The sequence below is a fragment of the Chromobacterium rhizoryzae genome, from assembly GCF_020544465.1.
Classification (GTDB): Bacteria; Pseudomonadota; Gammaproteobacteria; order Burkholderiales; family Chromobacteriaceae; genus Chromobacterium.
The window spans coordinates 4,633,272-4,657,961 of sequence record NZ_CP066126.1 but is presented as its reverse complement, the minus strand read 5'-3'; the positions used below and the strand labels follow the sequence as shown (position 1 = coordinate 4,657,961).

26 protein-coding genes are annotated in these 24,690 nt (G+C 63.6%); 11 read left to right on the top strand and 15 right to left on the bottom strand.

Going from position 1 to position 24,690, the window contains the following annotated elements:
- Positions 1-26: 26 nt before the first annotated feature.
- The 6 genes from JC616_RS21280 to JC616_RS21255 all read right to left on the bottom strand — a co-directional run bounded on the left by JC616_RS21280 (position 27) and on the right by JC616_RS21255 (position 7,526).
- Positions 27-1,955, bottom strand: coding sequence for an SLBB domain-containing protein (locus JC616_RS21280; protein ID WP_227105307.1), 1,929 nt, complete (start codon positions 1,953-1,955; stop codon positions 27-29).
- A 62-nt stretch (positions 1,956-2,017) separates the two neighbouring features.
- On the bottom strand, positions 2,018-4,852 hold the full coding sequence (locus tag JC616_RS21275) for a YjbH domain-containing protein (RefSeq protein WP_227105305.1): 2,835 nt from the start codon (positions 4,850-4,852) through the stop codon (positions 2,018-2,020).
- A gap of 194 nt (positions 4,853-5,046) precedes the next feature.
- The gene (locus JC616_RS21270; protein WP_019101144.1) at positions 5,047-5,316 is read right to left on the bottom strand and encodes a hypothetical protein; all 270 of its coding nucleotides are present in this window, start codon (positions 5,314-5,316) and stop codon (positions 5,047-5,049) included.
- A gap of 173 nt (positions 5,317-5,489) precedes the next feature.
- A complete protein-coding gene (gene thrB, locus JC616_RS21265) occupies positions 5,490-6,434 on the bottom strand; it encodes a homoserine kinase (protein ID WP_107800758.1) in 945 nt (314 codons plus the stop codon).
- 10 nt (positions 6,435-6,444) lie between these two features.
- Entirely contained in the window at positions 6,445-6,792 is a 348-nt protein-coding gene (locus JC616_RS21260) for a DUF2782 domain-containing protein (RefSeq protein ID WP_227105304.1), read from the bottom strand.
- 5 nt (positions 6,793-6,797) lie between these two features.
- Positions 6,798-7,526 (bottom strand): LOG family protein, encoded by a 729-nt coding sequence (locus JC616_RS21255; protein WP_048413174.1) that lies wholly within the window; start codon positions 7,524-7,526, stop codon positions 6,798-6,800.
- A 15-nt stretch (positions 7,527-7,541) separates the two neighbouring features.
- Between JC616_RS21255 and polA the strand changes: the two genes are divergently transcribed.
- The 6 genes from polA (at position 7,542) to JC616_RS21225 (ending at position 13,416) form a co-directional block, all read left to right on the top strand.
- On the top strand, positions 7,542-10,310 hold the full coding sequence (gene polA, locus JC616_RS21250) for a DNA polymerase I (protein WP_107800756.1): 2,769 nt from the start codon (positions 7,542-7,544) through the stop codon (positions 10,308-10,310).
- Between the two features lie 183 nt (positions 10,311-10,493).
- Positions 10,494-11,030 (top strand): GspH/FimT family pseudopilin, encoded by a 537-nt coding sequence (locus JC616_RS21245; RefSeq protein WP_107800755.1) that lies wholly within the window; start codon positions 10,494-10,496, stop codon positions 11,028-11,030.
- A complete protein-coding gene (locus JC616_RS21240) occupies positions 11,014-11,457 on the top strand; it encodes a hypothetical protein (RefSeq protein WP_146176721.1) in 444 nt (147 codons plus the stop codon). Before JC616_RS21245 ends, JC616_RS21240 begins: the two co-directional genes overlap by 17 nt.
- 2 nt (positions 11,458-11,459) lie before the next feature.
- Positions 11,460-12,314 (top strand): PilW family protein, encoded by an 855-nt coding sequence (locus JC616_RS21235; protein ID WP_227105303.1) that lies wholly within the window; start codon positions 11,460-11,462, stop codon positions 12,312-12,314.
- Positions 12,311-12,994 carry a hypothetical protein gene (locus JC616_RS21230; RefSeq protein ID WP_227105302.1) on the top strand — a complete coding sequence of 228 codons (684 nt, stop codon included), beginning with the start codon at positions 12,311-12,313 and terminating at the stop codon, positions 12,992-12,994. The genes JC616_RS21235 and JC616_RS21230 overlap by 4 nt, the downstream gene beginning before the upstream one ends.
- The gene (locus JC616_RS21225; protein WP_158274413.1) at positions 12,991-13,416 is read left to right on the top strand and encodes a type IV pilin protein; all 426 of its coding nucleotides are present in this window, start codon (positions 12,991-12,993) and stop codon (positions 13,414-13,416) included. The genes JC616_RS21230 and JC616_RS21225 overlap by 4 nt, the downstream gene beginning before the upstream one ends.
- On the opposite strand, the gene JC616_RS21220 is transcribed toward JC616_RS21225, so the two are convergent.
- The 4 genes from JC616_RS21220 to metX are packed head-to-tail and all read right to left on the bottom strand — an operon-like array spanning position 13,413 to position 16,825.
- Positions 13,413-13,763 (bottom strand): MliC family protein, encoded by a 351-nt coding sequence (locus JC616_RS21220; protein ID WP_158274352.1) that lies wholly within the window; start codon positions 13,761-13,763, stop codon positions 13,413-13,415. The genes JC616_RS21225 and JC616_RS21220 overlap by 4 nt on opposite strands.
- Complete coding sequence (locus JC616_RS21215; protein ID WP_227105301.1) at positions 13,760-15,028, bottom strand: AmpG family muropeptide MFS transporter; 1,269 nt, start codon at positions 15,026-15,028, stop codon at positions 13,760-13,762. Before JC616_RS21215 ends, JC616_RS21220 begins: the two co-directional genes overlap by 4 nt.
- A 52-nt stretch (positions 15,029-15,080) precedes the next feature.
- Positions 15,081-15,686 carry a methionine biosynthesis protein MetW gene (gene metW / locus JC616_RS21210; protein ID WP_227105300.1) on the bottom strand — a complete coding sequence of 202 codons (606 nt, stop codon included), beginning with the start codon at positions 15,684-15,686 and terminating at the stop codon, positions 15,081-15,083.
- Positions 15,683-16,825 (bottom strand): homoserine O-succinyltransferase MetX, encoded by a 1,143-nt coding sequence (gene metX, locus JC616_RS21205; RefSeq protein ID WP_107801990.1) that lies wholly within the window; start codon positions 16,823-16,825, stop codon positions 15,683-15,685. Before metX ends, metW begins: the two co-directional genes overlap by 4 nt.
- Positions 16,826-17,055: 230 nt before the next feature.
- Between metX and JC616_RS21200 the strand changes: the two genes are divergently transcribed.
- From JC616_RS21200 to ybaK, 5 genes are all read left to right on the top strand, one after another.
- On the top strand, positions 17,056-17,238 hold the full coding sequence (locus tag JC616_RS21200; RefSeq protein ID WP_048413183.1) for a protein MIGRI: 183 nt from the start codon (positions 17,056-17,058) through the stop codon (positions 17,236-17,238).
- Between the two features lie 90 nt (positions 17,239-17,328).
- Positions 17,329-18,264: a TIGR01212 family radical SAM protein gene (locus tag JC616_RS21195; protein WP_227105296.1), complete on the top strand. Its 936-nt coding sequence runs from the start codon at positions 17,329-17,331 to the stop codon at positions 18,262-18,264.
- A gap of 73 nt (positions 18,265-18,337) precedes the next feature.
- Positions 18,338-19,255 carry a protein-methionine-sulfoxide reductase catalytic subunit MsrP gene (msrP, locus tag JC616_RS21190; RefSeq protein WP_107800747.1) on the top strand — a complete coding sequence of 306 codons (918 nt, stop codon included), beginning with the start codon at positions 18,338-18,340 and terminating at the stop codon, positions 19,253-19,255.
- A 10-nt stretch (positions 19,256-19,265) separates the two neighbouring features.
- Positions 19,266-19,895 carry a protein-methionine-sulfoxide reductase heme-binding subunit MsrQ gene (locus JC616_RS21185; RefSeq protein ID WP_227105294.1) on the top strand — a complete coding sequence of 210 codons (630 nt, stop codon included), beginning with the start codon at positions 19,266-19,268 and terminating at the stop codon, positions 19,893-19,895.
- A 105-nt stretch (positions 19,896-20,000) separates the two neighbouring features.
- Positions 20,001-20,483, top strand: a complete 483-nt coding sequence (gene ybaK, locus JC616_RS21180; RefSeq protein ID WP_107801986.1) for a Cys-tRNA(Pro) deacylase — start codon at positions 20,001-20,003, stop codon at positions 20,481-20,483.
- On the opposite strand, the gene JC616_RS21175 is transcribed toward ybaK, so the two are convergent.
- The 5 genes from JC616_RS21175 to JC616_RS21155 all read right to left on the bottom strand — a co-directional run bounded on the left by JC616_RS21175 (position 20,467) and on the right by JC616_RS21155 (position 24,615).
- Positions 20,467-21,228, bottom strand: a complete 762-nt coding sequence (locus JC616_RS21175; RefSeq protein WP_107800745.1) for a substrate-binding periplasmic protein — start codon at positions 21,226-21,228, stop codon at positions 20,467-20,469. The genes ybaK and JC616_RS21175 overlap by 17 nt on opposite strands.
- Positions 21,229-21,301: 73 nt before the next feature.
- Positions 21,302-22,744: a 4Fe-4S binding protein gene (locus JC616_RS21170; protein ID WP_227105292.1), complete on the bottom strand. Its 1,443-nt coding sequence runs from the start codon at positions 22,742-22,744 to the stop codon at positions 21,302-21,304.
- Positions 22,741-23,565: an FTR1 family iron permease gene (locus JC616_RS21165; RefSeq protein WP_227105290.1), complete on the bottom strand. Its 825-nt coding sequence runs from the start codon at positions 23,563-23,565 to the stop codon at positions 22,741-22,743. Before JC616_RS21165 ends, JC616_RS21170 begins: the two co-directional genes overlap by 4 nt.
- A gap of 45 nt (positions 23,566-23,610) precedes the next feature.
- Positions 23,611-23,946: a cupredoxin domain-containing protein gene (locus tag JC616_RS21160; protein ID WP_107800742.1), complete on the bottom strand. Its 336-nt coding sequence runs from the start codon at positions 23,944-23,946 to the stop codon at positions 23,611-23,613.
- A 126-nt stretch (positions 23,947-24,072) separates the two neighbouring features.
- The gene (locus tag JC616_RS21155; RefSeq protein ID WP_019100457.1) at positions 24,073-24,615 is read right to left on the bottom strand and encodes an iron transporter; all 543 of its coding nucleotides are present in this window, start codon (positions 24,613-24,615) and stop codon (positions 24,073-24,075) included.
- Positions 24,616-24,690: the final 75 nt, after the last annotated feature.

Here is a 24,690-nt window from a genome sequence, read left to right as displayed (position 1 = left end):
CCCGAGTTAAGTGATGGAGCTTCGCCTTATTTCAAGACTTTCAAGCCGGCGGCGCCCAGCCCGAACTGATAGAGAATTGAGGTCCATTCCTTCAGCGACTGGGTCCAGCTGCTGACAACGAGCTCGTCGGGAACGACGATGGTGTCGCCCGGATTGATGCGTTTGCCGCCCAGGCTGTTGAACCAGCCCGCATTATTATTGCTGGCCACGGTGCCATCGGCGCGGATCACGTAGGTCGCGGACTTGTCGCCGGTCTGGCTGATGCCGCCGGCCAGGTCCAGATAGTCTTTCACCGAGCGTTGCGGCCTGTAGATGAAGGCATTACTTTGGTAAACCGATCCCAGGACATTGACGGTGCCGGGCCGGCGCGGGATGGTGATGGAGTCGCCGTTCTGCAGGGGCAGATCGGGCAGGTCCTTGACTTGGGCGCCGCTGCCGCTCAGTTCCAGTACGACGCGCCCTTCCGCTTTGATGGCGCGCATTTTTTCCGCCAGTTTGCGCTGACGCTCGACTTCCGCTGTAATGGCCGTGACATTGTCTTTATCGGTCTGTTTGGACAGGCGCGCGGCGGAGGCCTGCTCCAATTCCTTTTCAAAGCGATTGGCCACCTCATCCAGCTTGGCCTGTTGTTCTTTCTTGATGTTCTCGCGCTGTAAATTGGTGGCGAAGACATAGCCGTTTTCCGTGGCGCCGCCTAGGCGCATGACCAGATCGCGCAAGGTCTCGCCTTTTTGCAGCAGGAAGGTGCCGGTTTGCCTCACTTCTCCGTTGACGCGGACGTATTCGGTGTCTTGCTGGATGTTTACCGGCAACGCATTGGGCGCGAACACTCGGAAAATATCGCTGGCCGCCAGCTTGAGTTGTCTTAGGGCGACGTTATCAAGACCGCTTTTCCCATTGGGCGTCTGCCATTGCGATTCGAAGCGATTGTCTACGCTTTTCTCCAATTGCCAGGCCTTGCCTTCCGCTGCCGACTCCAGTCCGCCGGCCCAATGTAATAGGTCGGCGACGCTGTCGCCGTCGGCAAACTCATAGATGGCGGGGTGTTTGACGTCGCCCTGCAAGGCAACTCGTTTGCCCGTCGGCCGGATTTGAATCACGTCGCCGTCGCGCAGGGTTAGATCGCTGGACTTGTCCCCATCCACCAGAATCTTGTAAAGATCCAGCTGACCGACGGCCTTGCCGTCGCGCATCAATTGGATATGACGCATCGATCCATTGTCGCTGGGGCCGCCGGCGGCGAACAGCGCGTTCAGCAAGGTGCTCATCCCGCCCAGGGTATAGCTGCCGGGCGCGCGCGCATTGCCGACGACGTATACCTGCACGGCGCGGGTTTGCAGCAGGCTGGCGCTCAGATCGAAGTTGTGGAATACGCGCGAGACGCTTTTTTTCAGCGTGTCTTGCAAATCTCTGAATTTCACGCCGGCCACCGCGATGGCGCCGACTCTGGGCAGATAGACTGTACCATTGCGTTCCACGGTCAGGGTCAGGTCGATATCGACCATGCCCCAACCCTTGACCTGGATCTGGTCGCCGGCACCGATCACATAGTCCGGGTTGACCTGGGTGGCGCCGCTGGGGGCAAAGGTTGACGGAGGGTTGTCGAACAGGTCCGCGCCAAAGACCGGCAGGATGTTGCCGGTGGCGACTTTCACGTATTCGACGAAGGGTGGCAGTTTCTCTTCTTGCTGCCCAGTTTGCAGCGGGTCGCGTTTGTCTTGTTTTGTGCTAGAGGACGGAGACAATCTGCGTTGCTGCTGCCATTGCGGTTGCGGCGTTTGCTGTGGCCACGCTTGCGGTTGAGCAAGCGGGGCCTGATTGTTGATGCTGGGTTGACCGTACATCATCACGTCCGGCTCATAGCTGGGCATCATGGTGCTGGAGAAATTGCCGGCGGCGTTTGCGGCTGTGGAGATGGGGCTGACGACGCACAAGGCGATAAGCAGCGGGATCATCTGGCGGCGGAGGCTTGGATAAGCAGTCATGGTCGCGAGCGGATGGGTCATGGGTGGTCGTTTCAATCCAGTGATTTCGAAACTTGGATGCCGGCCTGCTTGGGCCCTAGCATCAGCGAGGTGCGGTAACGGGACTCGTCCCGCTGGGCATGCCAGAGCCAGGAGCCGGAGGCGTAGCCGAGCAGGCTGCCGGCGGCGATGTCGGACAACCAGTGATCCTTGCCGGCGACGCGGCCGAGCGCGCCGACGGCGGCCAGACCATACAGCCAGGGCTGGTCGTACTCCTTGGCAAACGGCGTCAGCGCGCCGAACAGCACTGCGGCGTGATTGGAGGTGAAGCTGCTTTGGAAGCGGGAGCTGCCCGCCGGCTGCTGTTGCCAAGGGTTATCGCTGGCGTTTGGCCGTGCTCGGTTGCCCAAGCCTTTCAGCGCGATGCTGCCGGCGGCGGACAGCGCCGAGGATTCCAGCGCGATCAAGCCGGTGTTGCTCAGCCTGTCGTCGCCCAGCGCGAAAGCGCCGCCCGCCAGACCTAGTGCGGCAACTGGGAGGGTCTTGCCAATTTGCTTCCAGCCCTTGAGCAGGCGGTTGTCCTGATGCCGGCCCACCGCCTGGTTCACCGGCTTGTCCAGGGCTATCGCCGCCAGGGTCATGCCGGCGGCAATGGCCACGGCGCCTGGCTTGTCCTCCGTGGATGCGAATTGCTTGGAGGAGTCGCTCAGCCGCAGCCGCACCGATGGCCAGGGATGGAAAGACGGAGCGGGCGGGTTGACTTGAGGCAGGTCTTGCTCATCCGGCCGTTCGGCGAAATTGCCTAGGCCGTCGTAGGCGTTCACATCGCTGCGCGGGTCGTTGAGCTGGTCGTAGAGGTCTCCGGGTGACAACACCATTTGGCCGACATCTCGCGTCCATGGGGACAGGGCGAAATTGCCCACCGCCTGGGTGTCCAGCGTCAACATGCTGTTCAGCGGGATGGAAATGAACAGACCCTTGTCCTTATAGGGCGAGCTGGGCGTGCCGGGCGAGGTGATGTCGTTGCCGTTGGTGCTGGTGTACCAGGCGCCGATCTCGATGCCGGAACGAAAGCGGCGTTTCAGCTCCAGACGGGCGCCGCTGTCTTTGGCGAGAAAGCGGCCCGCCCGCACCGTGGCGGTGACGTTCATCGGCAATTTATAGTGCAGCGAGGCCAGCGCGGTGACGGTCTGGTAATCGCGCTTGCCGAGCCAGCCCTTGAAGTCGCGCTGTTGCAAGGCGTCCACGGCGAGGTCTATCGCCCAGTGGCGGGTTTCGGGGTAATAGATGACCTGGCCGCCGGCGCCGCGGAACATTTCCTCGTAAATGCCGGCGGAGGCGCGGGCATAGGTATTCGGCCCCAGGGTCAGATACTGGTTCAGCAGCAGGCGGTCCAGCTTGGGAGAATTGGTTTTCTTGTATTCGGCCACGTCGGAGCGAACATGAGGCAGCAGGCTGTTGGACGTCTGTTTGACACCGGAGACCGTGTTGTAGAGATTGGCGCTGAGCGCGCTATTCAGAAACAAGCCGGTTCCCATACGCCGCGTATAGGTGGCGGCGGCGGCGATTTCATAGCGGAAGGCGCCGCTGGGGTCATTGAAGTAAACCCCGGTCTTGGGCACCAGCCGGAAGCGATTGGCCTCGTTGTCCTCGGCGTTAAGCTGGACGATGTCGCCGTCCTTGCCCGCCAAAATCTCCAGGTTGACGCTGTCTTTGATGCTGGCGCTAAGCTGCTGTGCGTCGACTTCCTCCAACTCCAAATTCTTGCCCGGCGTGATGCTGACGCTTTCCAGAAAGCGTTGGCGATCGATCTTGCCCAGCAGGTAGTCGTTCAAGGTGGGTAGCTTGAAAAAGCTATAGGTCGCGATCGGCTGTTCCAGCTTGGTGTAGACCACGCGGATGCTGCGCGTTTCAATCGGGGTAAAGTACAGCGCGGTGCGAACCGCGCGGCCCACCGCGCGGCCCACATTGGAAATTCGGCTATTGCTCAGTTCCAGCACGAACTCGTCGCCACGCATGCTGATGCGGATGTTTTTGAAATCCTGTTTGCTCAGCGCGCTGACCAGGCCGTGGCCATAGGCGCTATCGGCATGCCATTGTCGCAAGGTGGGACGGAGCGGTACTTCGGGGCCGCCGCTGAAATAAGCGGGCTCGCTGATTTTGGGAACGAATTCGCGCTCATTCAAGGGGATTTCGATAGAGGCGTTCAGGCTGGCATGGTTTTTTTGCTTGGCCAATTGCAGGCCCAGCCAGCCCCATCGATATTCAAGGCCGGCCGCAGGCCCTTTTTCCCTTTGCGCGGCGGAAGTGTCTTTGGCGCGGAAATCCGATGCGTAGTGATTGGTGTCGTATTCCGCGACCAGCGACCAGCGGGGGAAGCGTTCCGGCGTCCAGCGCAGGCCGCCGAAAGGGCCCTCGATCCGGCCGGAGCCGACGCCCGCGGAAACTTCCAGATTCGGCCGGAGCTGTTTGCTGGCTACCAGATAATTGCCGCGCCACAGGGCGGTGCCGAAAATATCCGTTCGGCCATAGGAGAGCGCGGGCCAAAAGTCGGACTCTTCGAGCAGACGCCATTTGGTGTCGATGGCTTTGTCTTTATAACTGCCGTAGCCGCCGCCGTATTGCTGATCGTCAAAGCCGGCAATGCCGGAAATAGAGATATAACGCCCCGAAATCTGCAGAAAGGGAAGCGCCGTCGCCGAGACCCATAAGGTGTTGTATGGCTTGTCGAAGCTGAATCCAAAGCTTAAGGAGCCATCGCGGCCAGGATACGCCGAAGGCATATTGATGTAGCCGGATTGGCCATTGAGCGACGGTTGCGCGTAAACCGGCAACAGCAGGCCGCAACTACCCCCGAAAAAGATCCCTTTTATCAGAATGCCACGCATGGATTGCTTTATTTAGAGTTATTGATTTGGTCTTGCAAACAACAAATGAATATCAATAAAGAACGCTAAGGTTACGCAGCGCCTGTGTCAGACGCAGACAGGAACACAGGCAGCCTGTTGCGGGTGCAGGCAGGCTGCCTGTTCGGGACGAACGCCAGTTGTCCAGTCAAGCCGCAGTGCATAGGCACGGCGGTTTAATGGTGGGTGGTGGCGGAGTGGGAGGTAGAGGAGTCGCTGTTGCTGGAAACTGCAACCGCTGCGGCAACCGCTGCGCCGATGGCGGCGATGGTGCCTACGCTCAGGCCGGCAATGCCGGCGGTGGTGCCGGCGGCGCCAGCGGCTGCCGCGGAGGTGGTGCCGGCGGCGCTGCTGCCCGCCGCCGAGGTCGCTGCGGCTTCCTCTGCGGCAAACACCGGAGCAGAGAGCAGGCCAGCCAAGGCAAGAATAAAGACTTTCTTCAACATGATAGTGTGCCCTTGTGTATTTGTGCTTCGAAGTTAATCTAAGTGCAACATTTAAAACAGGAAAACTATCAACTTCATAAAATCAATACTACTTGCCATCAGCATAGTGCAAGACTGTAAGTCTGCAAAGTGACAACTGGGGATTTGTCAACGCGACGGGAATGAGTGTGCCATTAATGTCGCAGCCAGCAGTCGCTGCGCGAGCGATGCGCTTCCAGCACGGTTTGGAAGACTTTGGGATCCTTGGTGTAGGTCATCTCGCCCGCCGTCGGGAAATGCAGATCCTGCAACCGCGACACCCAGAAGCGCAGCGCGGCGGCGCGCAGCATCAGCGGCCAGGCTTTTTTCTCTTCCGCGGTGAGTTCGCGTTCCGACTGATAACCGGAGAGCAGCGCGGCGGCGCGCTCGTCGTCTATGCCGTGGTCCGCCTTGCGGGCCCAGTCGTTGACCGCGATGGCCAGGTCGTAGAGCAGCACGTCGTTGCAGGCGTAGTAAAAGTCGATGAAGCCGGCGATGCGGTCGCCGTCCAGCAGCACATTGTCGCGGAATAGATCCGCGTGGATCACGCCGGAGGGCAGGTGATCGAAGCGGTGGCTGTCCTGGAGTTGCACCTCTTCGCGCAGCAAGGCGGCGGCGTCTTCGTCCATGCGGGGGTAGACCTGGCGCGCGGTTTCGCTCCACCAGCGCGGACCCCGCGGATTGGCCATTTTGCCGGGGAAGGTGGCGCCGGCGATATGCATTTGCGCCAGCATTTCTCCTACGGCGCGACATTGCGCCGGGGTGGGCTGCGCGACGTCGGCGCCGTCCAGGCAACTGACCAGGCAGGCCGGCTTGCCGGCCAGCATCGAGGCGAACTGGTCGGTGTTGTCGGCCACCGGCGCCGGGCAGGCCACGCCGTGGCGCGCCAGGTGGCTCATCAGCGTCAGGTAATAAGGCAGTTCCTGCAGCTTCAGCGCTTCGAACAGCGTCAGCACATAGCGGCCGTGCGTGGTGGTGAGGAAGTAATTGGTATTGGTGATGCCGGAGGCAATGCCCTTCAAGTCCAGCAACTGGCCCAAGGTGTAGCGCTTGAGCCATTCCTGCATCTGGTCATGGCTGACCGTGGTGTAAACCGACATAGTGGCCCTCTCAGAACCGGATCAGCACCCAGCGCGGGATGATGATGCGGTTGGCGGGGTCGATCTGCTTCATGGTGCCGGAGCCGTTGTCGTCCATCAGGTAATAGGGCACGCCGTGCGACGGCGTCACCTTGACCATATAGAGGTGGCCGTTGAGCCGGTATTCTTCGATCTTCTCCTCGCCCTTCTGGATGATGCGTACCTCCGGTTCCGCGGTGGCGGCGTTTTGTTCGCTGATCGTCGGCGGCGGCGGCACCGGGGTCTTGGCGGGAGGGGGCGTATCGGCCCAGGCGGCTGTCAATGGCAGCAGGGCGAGGGCGGAGAGCAGGCGGCGCATGGCGTGGTCCTTGATTGTCATCAGTTTTAAAGGTGTAGCAGTTGTTCGCGCTCTTCCGGCAGCGCTTCAAAACCGCGGGTTTCGTAATGTTTGAAGATAGTTTCGACGATTTGCCGCGGATCGTCGATCAGTTGGATCAGATTCATGTCTTCGGGATTGATCATGCCTTCGCTGATCAGCCTGTCCTTGACCCAGTCCAGCAGGCCCTCCCAGAACTCGCGGCAGCACAGGATGATGGGGATCTTGCGGCTTTTGCCGGTCTGTATCAGCGTCAGGGCCTCGAACATTTCGTCCAGGGTGCCGAAGCCGCCCGGCATCACCACGTAGGCGATAGCGTGCTTGACGAACATGACCTTGCGGCTGAAGAAGTGGTTGAACTTGATGCTCAGGTCTTGGTATTCATTGGGTTTTTGTTCGTGCGGCAGCACGATATTCAGCGCCACCGACGGGCTTCTGCCGTAGAATGCCCCTTTATTGGCGGCCTCCATGATGCCGGGGCCGCCCCCGGAAACAACGGAGAAGCCGGAGTCCGACAGCAGACGCGCGACTTCTTCGGTCAATTTGTAATACTTGTGGTCGCGCGGCGTGCGCGCGCTGCCAAAGATGCTCACCGCCGGCATGATGCCTTGCAAGGCTTCCGCCGAATCGACAAACTCCGACATGATCTTCATCACATGCCAGGCTTCGCGGGAACGGAAACGCTGCATCATCGCGTGACGATCGCTGGTTTGCGGTAATTTATCGGACAAGCTCATATTCTGCCTCTTTTTATGAAAACACTGTTATTGATCGACGGCTCTTCTTATTTGTACCGCGCCTTTCACGCGATGCCCGATTTGCGTTCTCCGGATGGCCGCCCGGTGGGGGCTGTCTATGGCATGGTGAACATGCTCAGGCGGCTGGAGAAGGAAGTGCAGTTCGATTATAGCGCCTGCGTTTTCGACGCCAAAGGCAAGACATTTCGCGACGACCTTTACCCCGAGTACAAGGCCAATCGCCCGTCGATGCCGGAGGAACTCGCCTCCCAGATTACGGCGGTCCATGAGGTGGTGCAAGCCTCGGGCTGGCCGATGCTGGTGGTGCCGGGCGTGGAGGCTGACGATGTGATCGGCACGCTGGCGCGCGCCGGCGCGGCCGCCGGCATGCGGGTGGTTATCTCCACCGGCGACAAGGATATGGCGCAGTTGGTGGACGGACAGGTGTCCATCGTCAACACCATGACCAATGAAACCTTCGACCGCGACGGGGTCAAGGACAAGTTCGGCGTGCCGCCGGAATTGATCGTCGACTATCTGACCCTGATCGGCGACAAGGTGGACAATGTGCCGGGCGTGGACAAGTGCGGGCCCAAGACCGCGGTCAAGTGGCTGGAGCAGTACGGCAATCTGGACGCCGTCATCGCCCAGGCGGCGGAAGTGGGCGGCAAGGTGGGCGAGAACCTGCGCGCGGCGCTGGATTGGCTGCCCAAGGGCCGCGAGCTGATCACCATCAAGTGCGATGTGGATCTGAACGCGGACATGCCCTATGGCCTGGACAGTCTGCAGCATGGCCTCAAGGACAAGCCGCGTCTGGCCGAGCTGTATCAGGGCTTGGGTTTCCGCACCTTTTACCGCGAGGTGACCGAGGGCGAGGAGATGCCGGCGGTGGCGCAGACCGCGGCCGGAGCCCAGGGCGACGATCTGTTCGCCATCGAGGCCGCGCAGGACAGCCCGGCCTTGCCGGAAACGGCGGCGGAGCGGCGCTATGAAACCATTCTGGAGGCCGCGCAGTTGGACGCCTGGCTGGCCAAGCTGGCCGCGGCGGATGTGGTGTCGCTGGACACGGAAACCACCAGCCTGGACCAGATGCAGGCGCGCATCATCGGCGTCAGCTTCTCGGTGCGCTCCGGCGAAGCCGCCTATCTGCCGCTGGGCCATCATTACGCCGGCGCGCCCGAGCAGTTGGACCTGGAGCGGAGCCTGGCCAAACTCAAGCCTTGGCTGGAAGACGCCGGCAAGAAAAAGTGCGGCCAGAACCTGAAGTACGACCGCCATGTGTTCGCCAACCACGGCATCCGCTTGGCCGGCGTGGTCGACGATTCCCTGCTGGCGTCCTATGTGGTGGAAAGCCATGAACGCCACAATATGGACGATCTGGCGCGCCGCCATCTGGGCGAATCCACGGTCAGCTACGAGGAGATCTGCGGCAAGGGCGCCAAGCAGATCGGCTTCGGCGAGGTGGACATCGACACTGCCGCCAATTACGCGGCGGAGGACGCCGACATCACGCTGCGCTTGAATCAATATTTCTCCGGCCTGCTGAACGGCCGCTTGCGCGAGGTCTACCGGGATATCGAGCTGCCGGTGGCCGAGGTGCTGTTCGCGATGGAGCGCCATGGGGTGCTGATAGACCGCGAACGTCTGGCGACGCAGAGCCATCAGTTGGGCACCGAAATGCTGAAGCTGGAAAACCAGGCTTACGATCTGGCCCGCCAGCCTTTCAATCTGAATTCGCCCAAGCAGTTGCAGGAAATCCTGTTCGGCAAGCTGGGCATTCCCACCAAGGGCGTGAAGAAGACCCCGTCCGGCGGCTACTCCACCGATGAATCGGTGCTGGAGACGCTGGCGCTGGAGCACCCGCTGCCCAAATGCATTCTGGCGTACCGCGGCCTGGCCAAGCTCAAGTCCACCTACACCGACAAATTGCCGCAGCTGATCAATGCGGCCACCGGTCGCGTGCACACCAATTACGCGCAGGCGGTGGCGATCACCGGGCGCTTGGCCAGCTCGGATCCCAACCTGCAGAACATTCCGGTGCGCACCTCGGAAGGGCGTCGCGTGCGCGAGGCCTTCATCGCGCCACCGGGGCATGTGATCGTCAGCGCCGATTATTCGCAGATTGAGCTGCGCATCATGGCGCATCTGTCCGACGACGCCGGCATGCTGCGGGCTTTCGCCAGCGGCGAGGATATCCATCGCGCCACCGCCGCCGAGGTGTTCGGCGTCGAGCTGTCCCAGGTCAGCGCCGATCAGCGCCGCGCCGCCAAGGCGATCAACTTCGGCCTGATCTACGGCATGAGCGCCTTCGGTCTGGCCGCGCAGCTGGACATCGAGCGCAGCGCCGCCCAGCAATACATCGACCGTTATTTCATGCGCTACCCGGGCGTGGCCGAGTATATGCAGACCACGCGCGAGACCGCGCGCGAGCAAGGCTATGTCGAAACCGTGTTCGGCCGTCGCCTGTATCTGCCGGAAATCAAGCTGTCCAATCCGGCGCGCCGCGCCGGCGCCGAGCGCGCGGCGATCAACGCGCCGATGCAGGGCACGGCGGCGGATCTGATCAAGCTGGCGATGATTGCGACGCAGGACTGGCTGCAGGGCGAGGGCCTGGGCAGCAAGCTGATCATGCAGGTGCATGACGAACTGGTGCTGGAAGTGCCGGACGCCGAGCTGGAGCTGGTCAAACGCCGCTTGCCCGAGATTATGGCCGGCGTGGCCAAGCTCAAGGTGCCCTTGCTGGCGGAAGTGGGCGCGGGGGAAAGCTGGGAAAGCGCGCACTGAGCCAGCTTTGCGTCGCCATCTGAAAGCCAGCCGCTCAGGCTGGCTTTTTTCATGCCTGTGTCGTTTTCCTGGTCCTGGTCTAAATGCTTGGCCAGACGGGCGTCGGCGGGAACAAGATCGGTTCCGTCCGCCTCGCTTTGCTTAATATATTAGCCAGGTACCCAATGAGACGGGGAGCCTGCGATGCGAACTCAGACCGGTTTCACCCTGATTGAGGCCATGACGGTTCTGGCGATCATGCTGCTCTGTTTGGCGATCGCCGCGCCGGGACTGGGCCGTTTATTGTCGACGCAGCAATTGCGCAGCCATGCCCAGGCAATGGCCAATCTATTGCACTTCGCCCGTAGCGAGGCGCTGAGGAGCAAGCGGCCGGTATACGTGTGCGCGGCCAATCTGAAGCGCAATCTGCAATTGCAAGGCTGCGCCAAGCAGCGGCAGGTGTGGGACCGCGGCGCGTTGGTGTATGCGGATAAAGGGGGCGGCGCCCAGGCCGGCTACGACAGCCAGGAGCGTTTGCATCTGCTGGTGTTCGCCGTGGGCAAGGTCAGGATGCGCGCGGAACGGGATCAGCTGCAATTCATGCCGAACGGACGGCTGGCCCGCGGCCAGAGCGCGCGCCTGTTGTTGGAAAGCCCGCGCGCCGGCGTGTGCTTGACGCTGACGGTCAGCGTTCATGGCCGAGCGGAAGTCGGAAGGGCGGATCATGACTGCCCGGCCTGAGCCCGCCGTGTGCGGTGGCGCCTTGCTGGAAACCATGCTGGCCTTGTTCTTGGTCATGGTATCGATGCTGGCGCTGTCCTCGGTGCAATTGCGCGCTCTGCTGCATGGCCGCGACGCCTTGTTGCGGGCGGAGGCGATCGCGGCGGCGCTCGAACTGGGGGAGGCGGCGTTGCTGTGGCCGGAGACGGCGGCGGAGCAAGCGTCGGCGCAAGCTCAGGCGGATTGGGCGCGTTTGCGGCAGCGGCTGGAAGGCTTGGAAGGGGCGATTGAGGCGAGCTCATGCCGCGGCGCGCTGGACGCGATGACGGCGCTTTGCGAGCAGCAGGGCGCCGTTGCCTATGTGAGGCTGACTTGGACCGGCATGTCGGCCGGAGACGGCGCCGGTCGTTTTGAGCGTCGTTACGCGCTGGCCTTGGACGAGCCTTGACCGTGGCGGCCCGCGCGCGCGTCCAGGGCTTCTCCCTGGTGGAAATGATGGTGGCGATGAGCATGGGGCTGCTGGTGTTGGCGCTGGCCTTGCAGGGGGCGTTGACGATGCAGGGCAGCTTGCGCGTGTTGGAGAACGGTTTGCGTCAACATCAGGATGGACAGTTCGCGCTTGCGCAATTGGCGGAAAGCTGGCGCAAGCATGGACGTTTCGCTTGCGCGCAGGCAATGGAGTCGCCGGGGCGAGGGTTCGAGGCGCCGGAAGGCATGCGCTTTCGCTACGGGGTTGGCGCGGCGGCGGCCTTGCTGGCGGAGGACGCGACGCGGACCACGCTGAGTTGGCAAGGCGAGGCGGATTGGGAAGAGGCGGCGCTGGCCAGTTGTTCCAGCCTGAGGCTGTTGAAGCGGGGCGAGCCGGGGCTGGAATGGCGACGGGAGGCCGGCGCGCATGTGCTGACCTGGCCGGGGGCGGCGAAGGCCGGGCTCTTGAGCGGCGCGGATATCGCCTCCTTGGAGGTCTTGGCCATCGCCTCGCAGCGTTACATTCTGCGTCGCGAGGATGACGATGGCGACGCGCTGTGGTTGGAGGAAAGCCTGCCCGGCAGAGCGGCGGAGCCGCCGCAATTGCTGGCGACGGGCGTGGCGGCGTTGAGGCAGCGCCTTGGCGTTCGCAGCGGGTGTCGACCATTGGCGCTGGCCTGGAGGGAGGGGCCGGAGCAATTGGCCGCGGAGGATTGGAAGCGGCTGTCGCGGGTGGAACTGGCGCTTGAGTTGCAAGCGGGCGGTCGCCGGCGGAGCTGGACCACGGTGGTGGCGCTGACGCCGGCCCTGCCGTGCGCGCTGGAGCCGGGTGGATGAGGGCCCGGCGGCGCGGAGCGGTGTTGTGGCTGATTCTGCCGCTGCTCAGTCTGCTGACGGTGTTGGCCATGGGCAGCGCGCGCTCGGTGGCGGTGGAGCAGCGCGCTACGCGCAATCTGGCGGAGGAGCGCGCATTGAGGCTGGCGGCCTTGCAGGCTTTGCGGGCGGCGGAACAGCGGACCTTGGATTTGAACCTCCGTTTCGAGGACGCTCTGACGAGCGAAGCCGGCATTCCCTGGCAAGGAGACGCCCGCGGCCTGGGCTGGTTCATGCCGGATTGCCTGTCCGCCGTCGCCGGCATCGGATACGGCTTGTGCGCGACCGAGCCCGATGTATGGAGGCGCAGCGTCCAGATCAACGGGGCGAGATGGCCGCTCTTGCATCCTTGCGGCCCCAGCCGCGGCTTGGAGGCGACGCCCGGCCGTCCGCCGGCGTCCTGCTTGCCGGCGCGGCCGCGCGCAGGGCAGCGCTGGAGTTCGCCGCGTTATGTGCTGGAATTGCTCAATCCGGCGTTCCGTATCGCCGGCGTGGACGGCCGCTTGTATCGAGTCAGCGTGAGGGTCTGGGGCGAGAGCGAGCGCGACATGCTGACCGTGCAGAGTTGGTTCTGGGCCGGGGCGGGCGCGCAGGCCGGCCGCGGCGGGCGTTTGAATTGGCGTTTGCCGGAGGAGGCGCAATGAGGACGCAAGCGGGCATGAGCTTGCTGGAATTGCTGACGGCGATGGCGGTGGCGGCCATTCTGGCCGCGATGGCCTGGCCGGCCTATCAGCAGCAGATATTGCGCGGGCAGTTGGCGGAGGCGCGCGCGGCGCTATTGGAGAATCTGCATTTCATCCAGCGCTGGCACCTGGAAAACCGCTCGGGATCCACGGCATGGCCGCCTCTGCCGCGACCCGCCACCCGCGATTTCGACATTCGGCTGGGCAGCGTCAGCCTGGGCTCGGACAGCGCCGGACAAGCCAGTTTCCGTCTGCTGGCCAAGCCCAGGGCCGGCCACCGTTTGGCCGGCCGCTTGCAGCTGAGCCTGGATCAGGACGGCAATCTGGCGCAATGCGGGCCGGAGGAGTCCGGCCCGCAGTCGTGCCGGGCCTGGGGAGATTAAGCGCCGTCGGCCGTTGCCGGCAGCTGGATCTTGCGGCAGCCTTGCGCCAGCACGCGGCCGCCGCGAGTGGTCAGGCGCGCTTGCTCGTCCAGCAGCGACCAGATCAGTTGTTGGCTGACGTAACGCTCGCCCTGGGCGACCTTGGCCGGCGTCAGCCGGTAGCGGTGATGGTTCCAGTTCAGCTGGATGGCGGCGTCGCTTTGCTGCTGCGGATACTCCACCACCACCATTTTGCTGCCGTTGCAGCGGTATTTGACGGTTTGCATGGCCGTGTCGGCGGAGGCCGACGCGGCGCAGGACGCGCTCAGCAGCGTTGCGCAGAGCAACGCTGGTTTCCATGCCTTCATGCTCCCTCCTTTTCCCTCCATGGGGCGACTTTCAGCAACAACACCATGCCGGGCAGCGCCAGCGCGGTGCACAACAGGAAAAAACTGGTCCAGCCTATGGCGTCGATAATGTAGCCGGTGGAGGCGTTGGCCAGGGTGCGCGGCACGGCCGCCAAACTGGTGAACAAGGCGAACTGGGTGGCGGTGTAGGCCGGGTGGGTACTCTTGGCGATGAAGGCGACGAAGGCCGCGGTGCCAAGACCCACGCCCAGCGCCTCGAAGCCGATGACCACGGCCAGCATGCTCAGTTCATGCGCGCCGATGGAGGCGAAGCGGCCGTAGCTGGCCAGCCAGGCGAAGCCCAGGATGGACAGCACCTGCACCACGCCGAAGGCCCACAGCGCCCGGTTGATGCCCAGCTTGATCATCCACAGGCCGCCGAGCAGGCCGCCTATTACCGCCGGCCACAGCGCCGCGTGCTTGGCCACCAGGCCGATCTGGGATTTGGCGTAACCCATGTCCATGTAGAAGGGGGTGGCCAGCGAGGTGGCCATGCTGTCGCCCAGCTTGTACAGGAAGATGAAGCCCAGAATCCAGGCCGCGCCCTGCCAGCCCTGGCGGGTGATGAATTCATGGAAGGGTTCGACCACGGCTTCGCGCAGGGTCTTGGGCGCTTGGCCGGCGAGCTTGGGCTCGCTGACTCGCAGCGTCATCAGCAGGCCGGGGATCATGAACAGCGCGGTGATTAGGAAGACCTGATCCCAGGAGATGTGATCGGCCAGGATCAGCGACAGCGAACCTGGAACCAGGCCGGCCAAGCGGTAGGCGTTGATGTGCACGGTATTGCCGAGGCCCAGTTCGTTGTCGCTGAGGATCTCGCGGCGATAGGCGTCCAGCACGATGTCCTGGCTGGCGGAGAAGAAGGCCACGCCCACCGCCAGCGCGGCGATGCTCCAGATGTGCTGGGTCGGGTTGAACAGGCCGAAGCCGGCCATAGTGACGATCAGCGCCAGCTGGGTCAGCAGCATCCAGCCGCGACGGCGGCCCAGCAGCGGCGGCACGTAGCGGTCCATCAAGGGGGACCACAGGAATTTCCAGGTATAGGGCAGGCCGATCAGCGCGAACAGACCGATGGCCTTGAGGTCGACGCCTTCGCTGCGCAGCCAGGCGGGAAGCAGATTGATCAGGGTGTACAGCGGAAGACCGGAGGCGAAGCCGGTGAAGACGCAGATCAGCATCGTGCGCGAAAAGACGTCGCGCCGCCAGTCTATGGTTGTGTTGCTCATGGGCAGGCCAGTTTCTACGGATCGCGCGGCGAGACGAGCCCGCCGCTTGTTGTTATTGGCGCGCCACCCGGTAGAAGGCCAGGCTGCCGCGCAGATTGGGCATGAAAGTCACCCGTTTGACCCCGTTCATCACCACGCGTTCCACCACGCGCAGCCGATTCTTGGCGCACAGCGCTTCGAAGTCGCCGAGCATGCACCAGTGAATGTTGGGCGTATCGTACCACTGGTAGGGAATGGTGTCGGAGACCGGCATGTGGCCTTGCAGGATCTGCCAGCGGTTTTCCCAGTAGCCGAAGTTGGGAAACGTGACGATGGCTTCGCGGCCGACGCGCAGCATCTCGTTCAGGATCTGCTCGGTCTCGCGCATCGCCTGTATGGTTTGCGACAGCACCACGTGGTCGAAGGCGTCGCTGTCGAATTCGGCCAGGCCGGTTTCCAGATCGCCTTGCAGCGCGTTTACGCCGGCGTTTACGCATTTGACGACATTGCCGACATCCAGGTCCACGCCGTAGCCGACCACCTGTTTGTTGCGGCCCAGCCAGGACAGCAGCGCGCCGTCGCCGCAGCCCAGGTCCAGCACGCGGCTGTCGGGCGCGATCCAGTCGGCGATCAGGCGCAGGTCGGCGCGCAAGGGCGCCGTGGTTTGCGGAGCGTTCATGCTTGCACCTCCCGCGCCACGCGGTCGAGGTAGGCGCGCATCAATTGGACATAGGGCTCGTCGGTCATCAAGAAGGCGTCGTGGCCGTGGACGGATTCGATCTCGGCGTAGGACACAGGCCGGTTGGCGGCCACCAGCGCCTTGACGGTTTCGCGCGAGCGCTCAGGGGAGAAGCGCCAGTCGCTGGTGAAGCTGGCCACCAGAAAGCGGGCGCTGGCCTTTTTCAGCGCGGCGACGAGATCGCCGCCGAAGTCCTTGGCCGGATCGAAGTAGTCCAGCGCCTTGGTCATCAGCAGATAGGTGTTGGCGTCGAAGGCGTCGGAGAACTTGTCGCCCTGATAGCGCAGATAGGATTCGATCTCGAACTCCACGTCGTAGCCGAAGCGGTACTCGCCGGAGCGCAGCATGCGGCCGAATTTCTCGCCCATGCCGTCGTCGGACAGATAGGTGATGTGGCCGAGCATGCGCGCCAGCCGCAGGCCGCGCCGCGGCAGCGCGTCGTGGGCGTAGAAATCGCCGCCGTGGAATTCGGGGTCGGTGAGGATGGCCTGGCGCGCCACATCATTGAAGGCGATGTTCTGCGCCGACAATTTGGGCGCGGAGGCGATCAGCAACGCGTGGGCGATGCGCTCCGGGTAGTCGATGCTCCACTGCATGGCCTGCATGCCGCCCAGGCTGCCGCCTATCACTGCCGCCCAGCGTTCCACGCCCAGCCGGTCCGCCAGCCGCGCCTGGCTGGTGACCCAGTCTGACACGGTGACGACGGGAAAGCCGGAACCCCAGGGCCGGCCGGTGGCCGGATTGACGCTGGACGGGCCGGTGCTGCCGTGGCAGCCACCCAGATTGTTGACGCCCACCACGAAGAAGCGGCGGGTGTCTATGGGCTTGCCGGGGCCCACCATATTGTCCCACCAGCCGGCGGCCTTGTCGTCCGCCTGGTGCCGGCCGGCCACGTGATGATGGCCGGACAAGGCGTGACAGATCAGGATGGCGTTGCTTTTGGCGGCGTTGAGTTCGCCGTAGGTTTCGAAGCGCAGCTGATAGCCGGGCAGGACGGCGCCGCTGTTCAGCGGCAAGGGGGTATCGAACACGGCGGTTTGGGCCGTGACGATGCCGACGGAGTCGTGGAGGTCGGACATGGTGACTTGAGTGCCTCTTTTGCTATTTTCGGCATGCGCGGCGAGCCGGAGCCGGCTGCGCGCATGCTGTCGCTCCGCCGGCGGGCGGTCTATGCCGGCCATTCTCTGTCGCGGAGCCTCCTGTAGGCTACAGCCAGGACTTTAGCATGTCTTTCGCCGCCGGCGACAGCCGTCTTGCCAGCCGGGGCGGCGCGCCGGATAATCGGGCGACTTTCTTCCGCTGGCCCGCCATGTTCGGTCGTCTCTTCAAGTTTTTCGTATTGTGCGGCGTTTTGCTGATGCTGGCGCGCTGGCTGCTCAACCGGCGCCAGCGGCAGAGCCTGCACGAGCTGTTCAGCACCTTGGCGCTGGCGCTGCTGCTCAGCGCCGGGCTGTTTTCGCTGCTGTATCTATTGGGCTGGCATCGTCTTTAAGAGCGGTGCCGCCGCGTCCATCCTTGATCCCGCTCAGCGCTTCCGGGCGGCCTGCTTGCTAGACTGCCCGGCTTTGGGCTTTGTTTGGCGATGGATCTGACCCGGCATCTGCATACCTTTGGCTATTATCTGAAACGCCGCTTCGGCGAGCCGGTGCACAAATTGTCGCTGGCCGGCGATTTCACCTGTCCCAACCGCGACGGCACGCTGGGGCGCGGCGGCTGCACCTTTTGCAATGTGCGCAGTTTCGGCCGCGACCCGGCCGCCTTGTCTATCAGCGAGCAGTTGGCGCGGGAGAAGGAGAAGACCGACCGCGCGCGGCGCTACCTCGCCTATTTCCAGGCTTATACCAGCACTTATGCCGAAACCGAGCAGCTGCGCCGGCTGTACGACGAGGCGCTGGCAGGCGCCGATGTGGTGGGGCTGTGCGTCGGCACCCGGCCGGATTGCGTGCCGGACGCCGCGCTGGCCCTGCTGGCGGAATATCAGGACCAAGGCGGCGAGGTGTGGCTGGAACTGGGCTTGCAGACCGCGCATGACCAGACCCAGGCCTTGATCCGGCGCGGCCACGGCCTGGCCGAATATCGCGACGCGGTGCGACGCGCACGCCGGCACGGGCTCAAGATTTGCACCCATCTGATCGCCGGACTGCCCGGCGAGGACGCCGCCGCCGTCCACGCCTCGCTGGACACGGTATTGGATATCGGCGTGGAAGGGCTGAAGCTGCATCCGCTGATGGTGGTGCGCGGCTCGCGGATGGCGGCGCAATACCGGCGCGGCGAAGTGACGCCGTGGAGTCTGAACGACTACGCCGAGCTGGCGGCCAGCCTGATCCGCCGCACGCCGCCGCAGGTGGTCTACCATCGGGTGTCGGCCACCGCGCAAGCGCCCACCTTGATCGCGCCGGACTGGTGCGGGCCGCGCTGGACCGCCTTGCAGGCCATAGGCCGGCGCCTGGCGCGCGACGGCGGCCAGGGCAGCGCCTTGGGTCAGGCTTGGCGGGCGGGTGCGGAGCCGCTTGCGTAAATTATCGGCGTGGTCGATTGTCAGATTCAGGAGCCGCTCCCGACTCATGGGGGTAAAGACTGGAGACACCGCCATGCTGATCAAGAAACCCGCCGATATTCCCTCGTCGGACATCACGCCGGAAGGCGTGTACCTGAACCGCCGCCACTTCATGTTGGGCAGCGCCGGCCTGCTGTTGTCCGCCGAGACGCTGGCGGCGCTGGCCGCCAAGAAAAGCCCCTTGTCGACGCTGGCCGGCAACGACAAGGCCAATAGCCTGAAAGAGATTGCCGGCTACAATAATTTCTACGAGTTCGGCACCGACAAGTCGGACCCGGCGGCGAATGCCGGCAGCCTGAAAACCCGTCCCTGGAACGTGCTGGTGGACGGCGAGGTAGCCAAGCCGCGCAGCTTCGGCATCGAGCAATTGCTGAAAATGCCGCTGGAGGAGCGCGTTTACCGGCTGCGCTGCGTTGAGGGCTGGAGCATGGTGATTCCATGGGTGGGTTTTCCGCTGGCCAGTCTGCTCAAGCAGATGAACCCGACCTCGCGCGCCAAGTACGTGGCCTTCGAAACCCTGCAGCGGCCGGCGGAAATGCCCGGCCAGCGCGGCCGGGTGCTGGACTGGCCCTACCGCGAGGGCCTGCGCATGGACGAAGCGATGCACCCGCTGACCATTTTGGCCGTCGGCCTGTACAACGATGTGCTGCCCAATCAGAACGGCGCGCCGATCCGCCTGGTGGTGCCGTGGAAATACGGCTTCAAGAGCATCAAGTCCATCGTGCGCATCCATCTGCAGGAAACCATGCCGGCCACCAGTTGGAATAGGGCCAATGCGCGCGAGTACGGCTTCTATTCCAATGTGAATCCGGAAGTGGACCATCCGCGCTGGAGCCAGGCCAGCGAGCGCCGCATCGGCGAATTCTTCAAGCGCAAGACGCTGATGTTCAACGGCTATGCCGATCAGGTGGCGGGTTTGTACCGCGGCCTGGATCTGCGCAAGAATTATTGATGGAGCGGGGATGACGACATTGCGCCTTAAATCTGTTACCGCTCGTCCGGCAGACCGCGCCTTGGCCTGGTTCAAATGCCTGCTGTTTGCGGTCTGTCTGTTGCCGCTGGCGCGCGCCGCCTGGATTGTGCTGTCCGGCGAGGCGGTGAACCCGGTGGAATTCATCACCCGTTCCACCGGCACCTGGACCCTGGTGTGGCTGCTGGCGACGCTGGCGATGACGCCCTTGCGGCGTTTGGGGGTTAGCGGCTGGCCGCTCAAGTGCCGGCGCATGCTGGGCTTGTTCGCCTTTTTCTACCTGAGCCTGCATTTCCTCACTTATTTGTGGCTGGACCAGTTCTTCGATTGGGCCGGCATCGTCAGGGACATCTACAAGCGGCCCTTCATCACCGTCGGTTTCGCCGCGCTCTTGCTGATGACGCCGTTGGCGCTGACCTCCACCCAGGCCTGGATGCGCCGGCTCAAGCGCAACTGGGGCCGGCTGCATCGGCTGGTCTATCCGACGGCCTTGCTGGCGGTCATCCATTACTGGTGGCTGGTGAAGAAGGACCTGAGCCAGCCCTTGATCTACGCGGCGGTGTTGGCTGTGCTGCTGGGGCTGCGGCTGTGGTGGCGGCTGCGCCGGCCCGGCGGCGCTTGAGCTGGGACAAATCCCCCCGCACTGGAGCGGCTAAGCGGCGGCTTGGGGTTTGCCAGCCGGCGCTCAAACTTCTACAGTGGCGTTTTGTTTTTCACCGTGAAGATCATGTCCAAGGAGAAAGCCCCGGTCACTCAGGCGATCCGGGTATTGCGCGAGCATCAGGTCGCTTATAGCGAGCATCTGTACAAGTACGAGGAAAAGGGCGGCACCACGGTGTCGGCGCGGGAGTTGGGCGTGGACGAGCACTGCGTGATCAAGACCTTGATCATGGAGGACGAGAACAAGCGGCCCTTGATCGTGCTGATGCACGGGGACCGCGAAGTGGGCACCGGCATGCTGGCCAAGCAGATCGGCGTCAAGAAGGTCCATCCCTGCGATCCCAAGACCGCGGACAAGCACAGCGGCTACCAGGTGGGCGGCACCAGTCCTTTCGGCGCCCGCCATCCGATGCCGGTGTATATGGAGGCCAGCATCGTCGAACTGGAGCGCATCTACATCAACGGCGGCAAGCGCGGTTTTCTGATCGGGATGTCGCCCAAGGACGCGCAGCGGGTGCTGCAGCCGGTTCTGGTCAGCGCCGCGGCTTGAGTTCGGGAAAATTACGCTGGTATATGGCTTGCAGGCTGCCGTCGGCCTGCATCGCTTGCAGGGTCTGATCGATTGCTCGCCGTAGTTTGACGATGTTCGGATAAGTGCGCGAGTACATCAGCGACAGCGAAGTGGCCTTGTCCAGCGGCGTGGGAATGTAGGCGAAGTCGCGCTCCTGACCGGCGGCCTGGGTGCGGATCAGGAACAGGCCGCGTTCCAGCGTCAGCGGCGCCAGGTCCAGGTGGCCGGCGCGCAGCAGCCTGATCGCGTTTTCCTCGTCGTTGGTGTTCAGCGTGTTCAGGCGGTATTGCTTGAACAACGGCTGGTACCAATAGCCCAGCTGCACGCCGATGCGGTAGGCGCGCAAGTCGGCCAGGCTGTGAAAGTCGTAGGGGGGATTGGCGAGCCGGGGCTTGTAGTAGAAGAAGTAGCTGCTGCTGTGGATCAGCGGCGGGGAGAAATCGAAACTGAGCGCGCGTTCCGGCGTTGGCCGGTAGGGAAAGGCCGCCGCGGCGCGGCCCGCTTTGACTTCGGCTTCCGCGCGGGGCCAGCTCATATAGTGAAAACGCGCGGTATAGCCGGCGCGTCGGCAGATTTGTCGCACCATGTCGGCGAACACGCCGTCGGCGGTGAAGCTGCGCGACACATAGGGCGGCCACTCGCCGGTGGCGAAGTCTATCGCCGGCGTTTCGGCGCGCGCGGTCGCGGCCAGGCAATAGAGGGCAAGCAGCAGCGGACGCCACATGGCGCGACTCCAGGATCAGGGTGGGAGCATGCTTTGTTATCGCACAGCGCCCACCCCGTCGCCAGCGGGACGGCTACCACCACCAGAACATGAAGCCCCAGGCGGCGTCCACCAGGGCCAGCGCCGCCAGCAAGGGAAGCAAGGCCAGCGCCTGACGCCAGCCGGAACTCCAACGCGCGAGGATGGCGCGTCCCAGCCACAGCGACCACAGATTGGCGCCGGCCAGCAAGGCCAGCCGCGCGTCGTTGGCCCAGAACATCGGCACCCCTTCGGCTTTTAACAGCGTCACCGTCAGCGCGGACAGACCCAGGAATACGCCGCAGCCGGCCAGCGGGATCAGGCTCTGCGCCAGGTGGTGCAGGCGTTGCAGCCGCCAGGGGCCGGCGATGCGCACGCCGGCCGCCAGGCAGAGCAGCAGGCCGCTGCCCAGCGCCAGCGCGGTGATCAGCACATAGCTGATCAGCGCAGCGCCGTCCAGCCAGGAAAATACGTCGTTATGCTGCGGGTAGTGGGTCAGCAGCCACCACGGCGCCTCGGTGTCCAGCGGCCACAGGATGTCGCGGTCCACCAGCCATTCCGCCGCCGCCTGCTTCATGGCCACGAACCAGGGGCTCATGGTCCAGTGGAAGGCGCCCATCGCCACGCCCAGAAGGCCGTAGACGATCAGCGCGGTTTGCCAGCCGTCGGCTTCCTTGGCGGCGATTTTGACCACTTCTTCAGTGGGCGAGCGCAGGCTCAGTTCGATGGCGTCGCGATGGCCGCTGCAGCGGCCGCACATATGGCAGCCGCTGCCGCCTTGCATATGGCGCAGCGGTTGCAGCGGCGCGCAATCCACCGCCTGTATCGGGATGGTTTTGCCTTGCTGCGAGGCTTTCCAGGCTGCCTCGTCCACCCGGTAATACATCGGCGCCAGTTTGGACAGCAGGCCGAACACGCCGTTGACCGGGCACAGGTGGCGGCACCAGGCGCGTTTGCCGCGGGTGTAGATGAAGCCGACGATCACCGCGGCCACGGTGGAGCCGCCCAGCACCAGCAGCGCGGCCTTGGGGTATTGGTAAACGCTGACCAGTTGGCCGTAGATGGTGGTCAGCGCGAAGGCGACGAAGGGCCAGCCGCCCCAGCGCATCCAGCGCGGGATGGGCAGGCCCAGGCCTTTCTTGGCCGCCCATTCGGACAGCGCGCCTTCCGGGCACAACACGCCGCACCACAGCCGGCCGAAGAGCACCATGGACAAGAGCACGAAGGGCCACCAGATGCCCCAGAACACAAATTGGGCGAAGATGGTCAGATTGTTCCAGATCCGGGCGGTGTCTCCGGGCAGGTCCAGGCAGGCCGGCACGATCAGCAGCGCGGCGTAGACCAGCACCACTCCCCATTGCAGCGCGCGCAGCAGGCCGGCGTGATCGCGCAGCCACAAGCCGACGGCGGCCATGAAACCGGGGGCCGTCGGCTGACTACAGGAAGCGCCGGCGCAAGCGTCGGCGGAATGGGGAAGGGGCGGGCGGGCGGATTTCATACGGCCAGCGCGTGTTTGCGGTTGCGCCACTGAAACAGCGCCCAGATCGTCGCCCAGAACAGCGCGTAGGCGATCAGGCTCATCAGGGCGGGGTGGGCGCGATAGCCGGTGAGCGAGGCGACGACGCCGCCGGCAGGGCTCATATCGTCAAGCAGCGCGGAGCTGTCCCACAGCGGGTCGATCAGCGCCGGCAGAATGTCCATCGAGATCAGCTTTTCCACACCGCTGAGGAAGAGCGAGGCGCCGAGCAGCAGCAGCATGATTTCGGTGATGCGGAAGAACAAGCGCCAGGACAGGTATTTGCCGCCCAGCTGCAAGAGATAGAAGGTCAGGAAGGCCAGGCCCAGGCCGATCAAGGCGGCGAAGCTCATGCTGGCCAGCGTGGAGCCGTCGGCCTCGGCCAGCATGCCGTAGAGGAAGACCACGGTTTCGCTGCCTTCTCGGGCGATGGCGATGGCGGCCAGCAAGGTGACGCCCCACCAGTTGGCGCTGCTGGCGTTCTCGCGGAGGCCGGCCTCCAGTTCTTTCTTCAGCGTGCGGCCATGCTCGCGCATCCACAGCACCATATGCACGATCAGCGCGGCGGCGGTGAACACCATCACCGTTTGGAACACGTCTTGCGCGCCGGCCATCAGGCTGCTGGCGGCGAACAGGGCCACGGCCAGGCCGACGGCGGCGAACAGGCCCAGCGCCACGCCGGCCCACAGATAACGTTTGCCGGCGGCGCCGGCCGGGTTCTGGTTCATCCAGGCATTCAGGATGCCGACGACCAGCAAGGCTTCGACGCTTTCACGCCAAACAATGAATAGGACTTGTCCCATGAGGTGCACTCCTGAATACGGCCTTAAACGGCGGACGGGCCGCGTTTACTTGGCGACGATGACGCCTTGGCCGGTCTTCATGTGAAATTCGTCAAAAAACTTGTACTCGCCGGGGGACAGCGGCTGGAACACCAGGAAGGATTCCGCGCCGGGGCCCAGCACCTTTTCCTTGCGCAGCGGCGTGCTTTCGAATTCGGCCGGCGTTTTGCCGGCGTTGATCACTTCAACCTTGAACTTCTTGCCGGCCGGCACCACCAGGCGGGCGGGCGTGAACACGCCGTCCTTCATCACCAGCTTGAACACCGGCATCTCGTCGGCGAGGACGGACATTGACACTAGGCAGGCCGCGAGGGCGGCCAGGAGCATGCGCGCGAACTTCATCGGAAAGGGTCTCCGGATTGAAAACAGCGCAGGCGAGGGCATGCGCTGTCTTATTTTAACGCATTGAGAATGACTGGCGTTTACATTCTCATTCGCATTAATCCTGTTTTTACAAGAACAACGGGATTAATAGCCGCCTTTTTTGCCGATGCCGGCATAAGTGAACTCATAGTTCAGTTCGAAAGGCTTGAACCACGGGCCCACGCCGGTTTCCTTGTCGATGTGACGGCCGAAGTGGGCGTGTTGATTGGCCGACGGCGGCAGGATGGTGTATTTCAGCTTGTATTTGCCCGGGCCTTGCAGCTTGATGTTGTCGCCGTAGTGCGGGCCGTCGTTGGCCACCATCGGCATCAGGTCGCCCTTGAGCACTTCCTTGCCGCCGACTTTGCTCAACTCGTACTTGACCACCAGATAGGGCATCCATGCGCCTTCTTCGAAGCCGTTCGGATTGTTCTTGGTGGCGTGGATGTCGGCCTCCAGGTGGATGTCGGACTCCTCGGCCTTGCGCATCATGCCTTCCGGTTCCATCTTGGTCGGCTGCAGGTAGACCGCGCCGATCTCCATGCCGTTTTTCAGGGCCGGCTTGCCGATCGGGTATTCCTTGGCCATGGCGGCGGCGGAAGCGGTCAGTGCTGCGGTGGCGATAGCCAGTTGAACAAAGCGACGCATAGTGTTTCCTTTTGGTTTCAATTGAGTAGGGCACTGCTTGGCCCGAGCGGGCCGCTTGGCGCTTGAAGGCGCCAG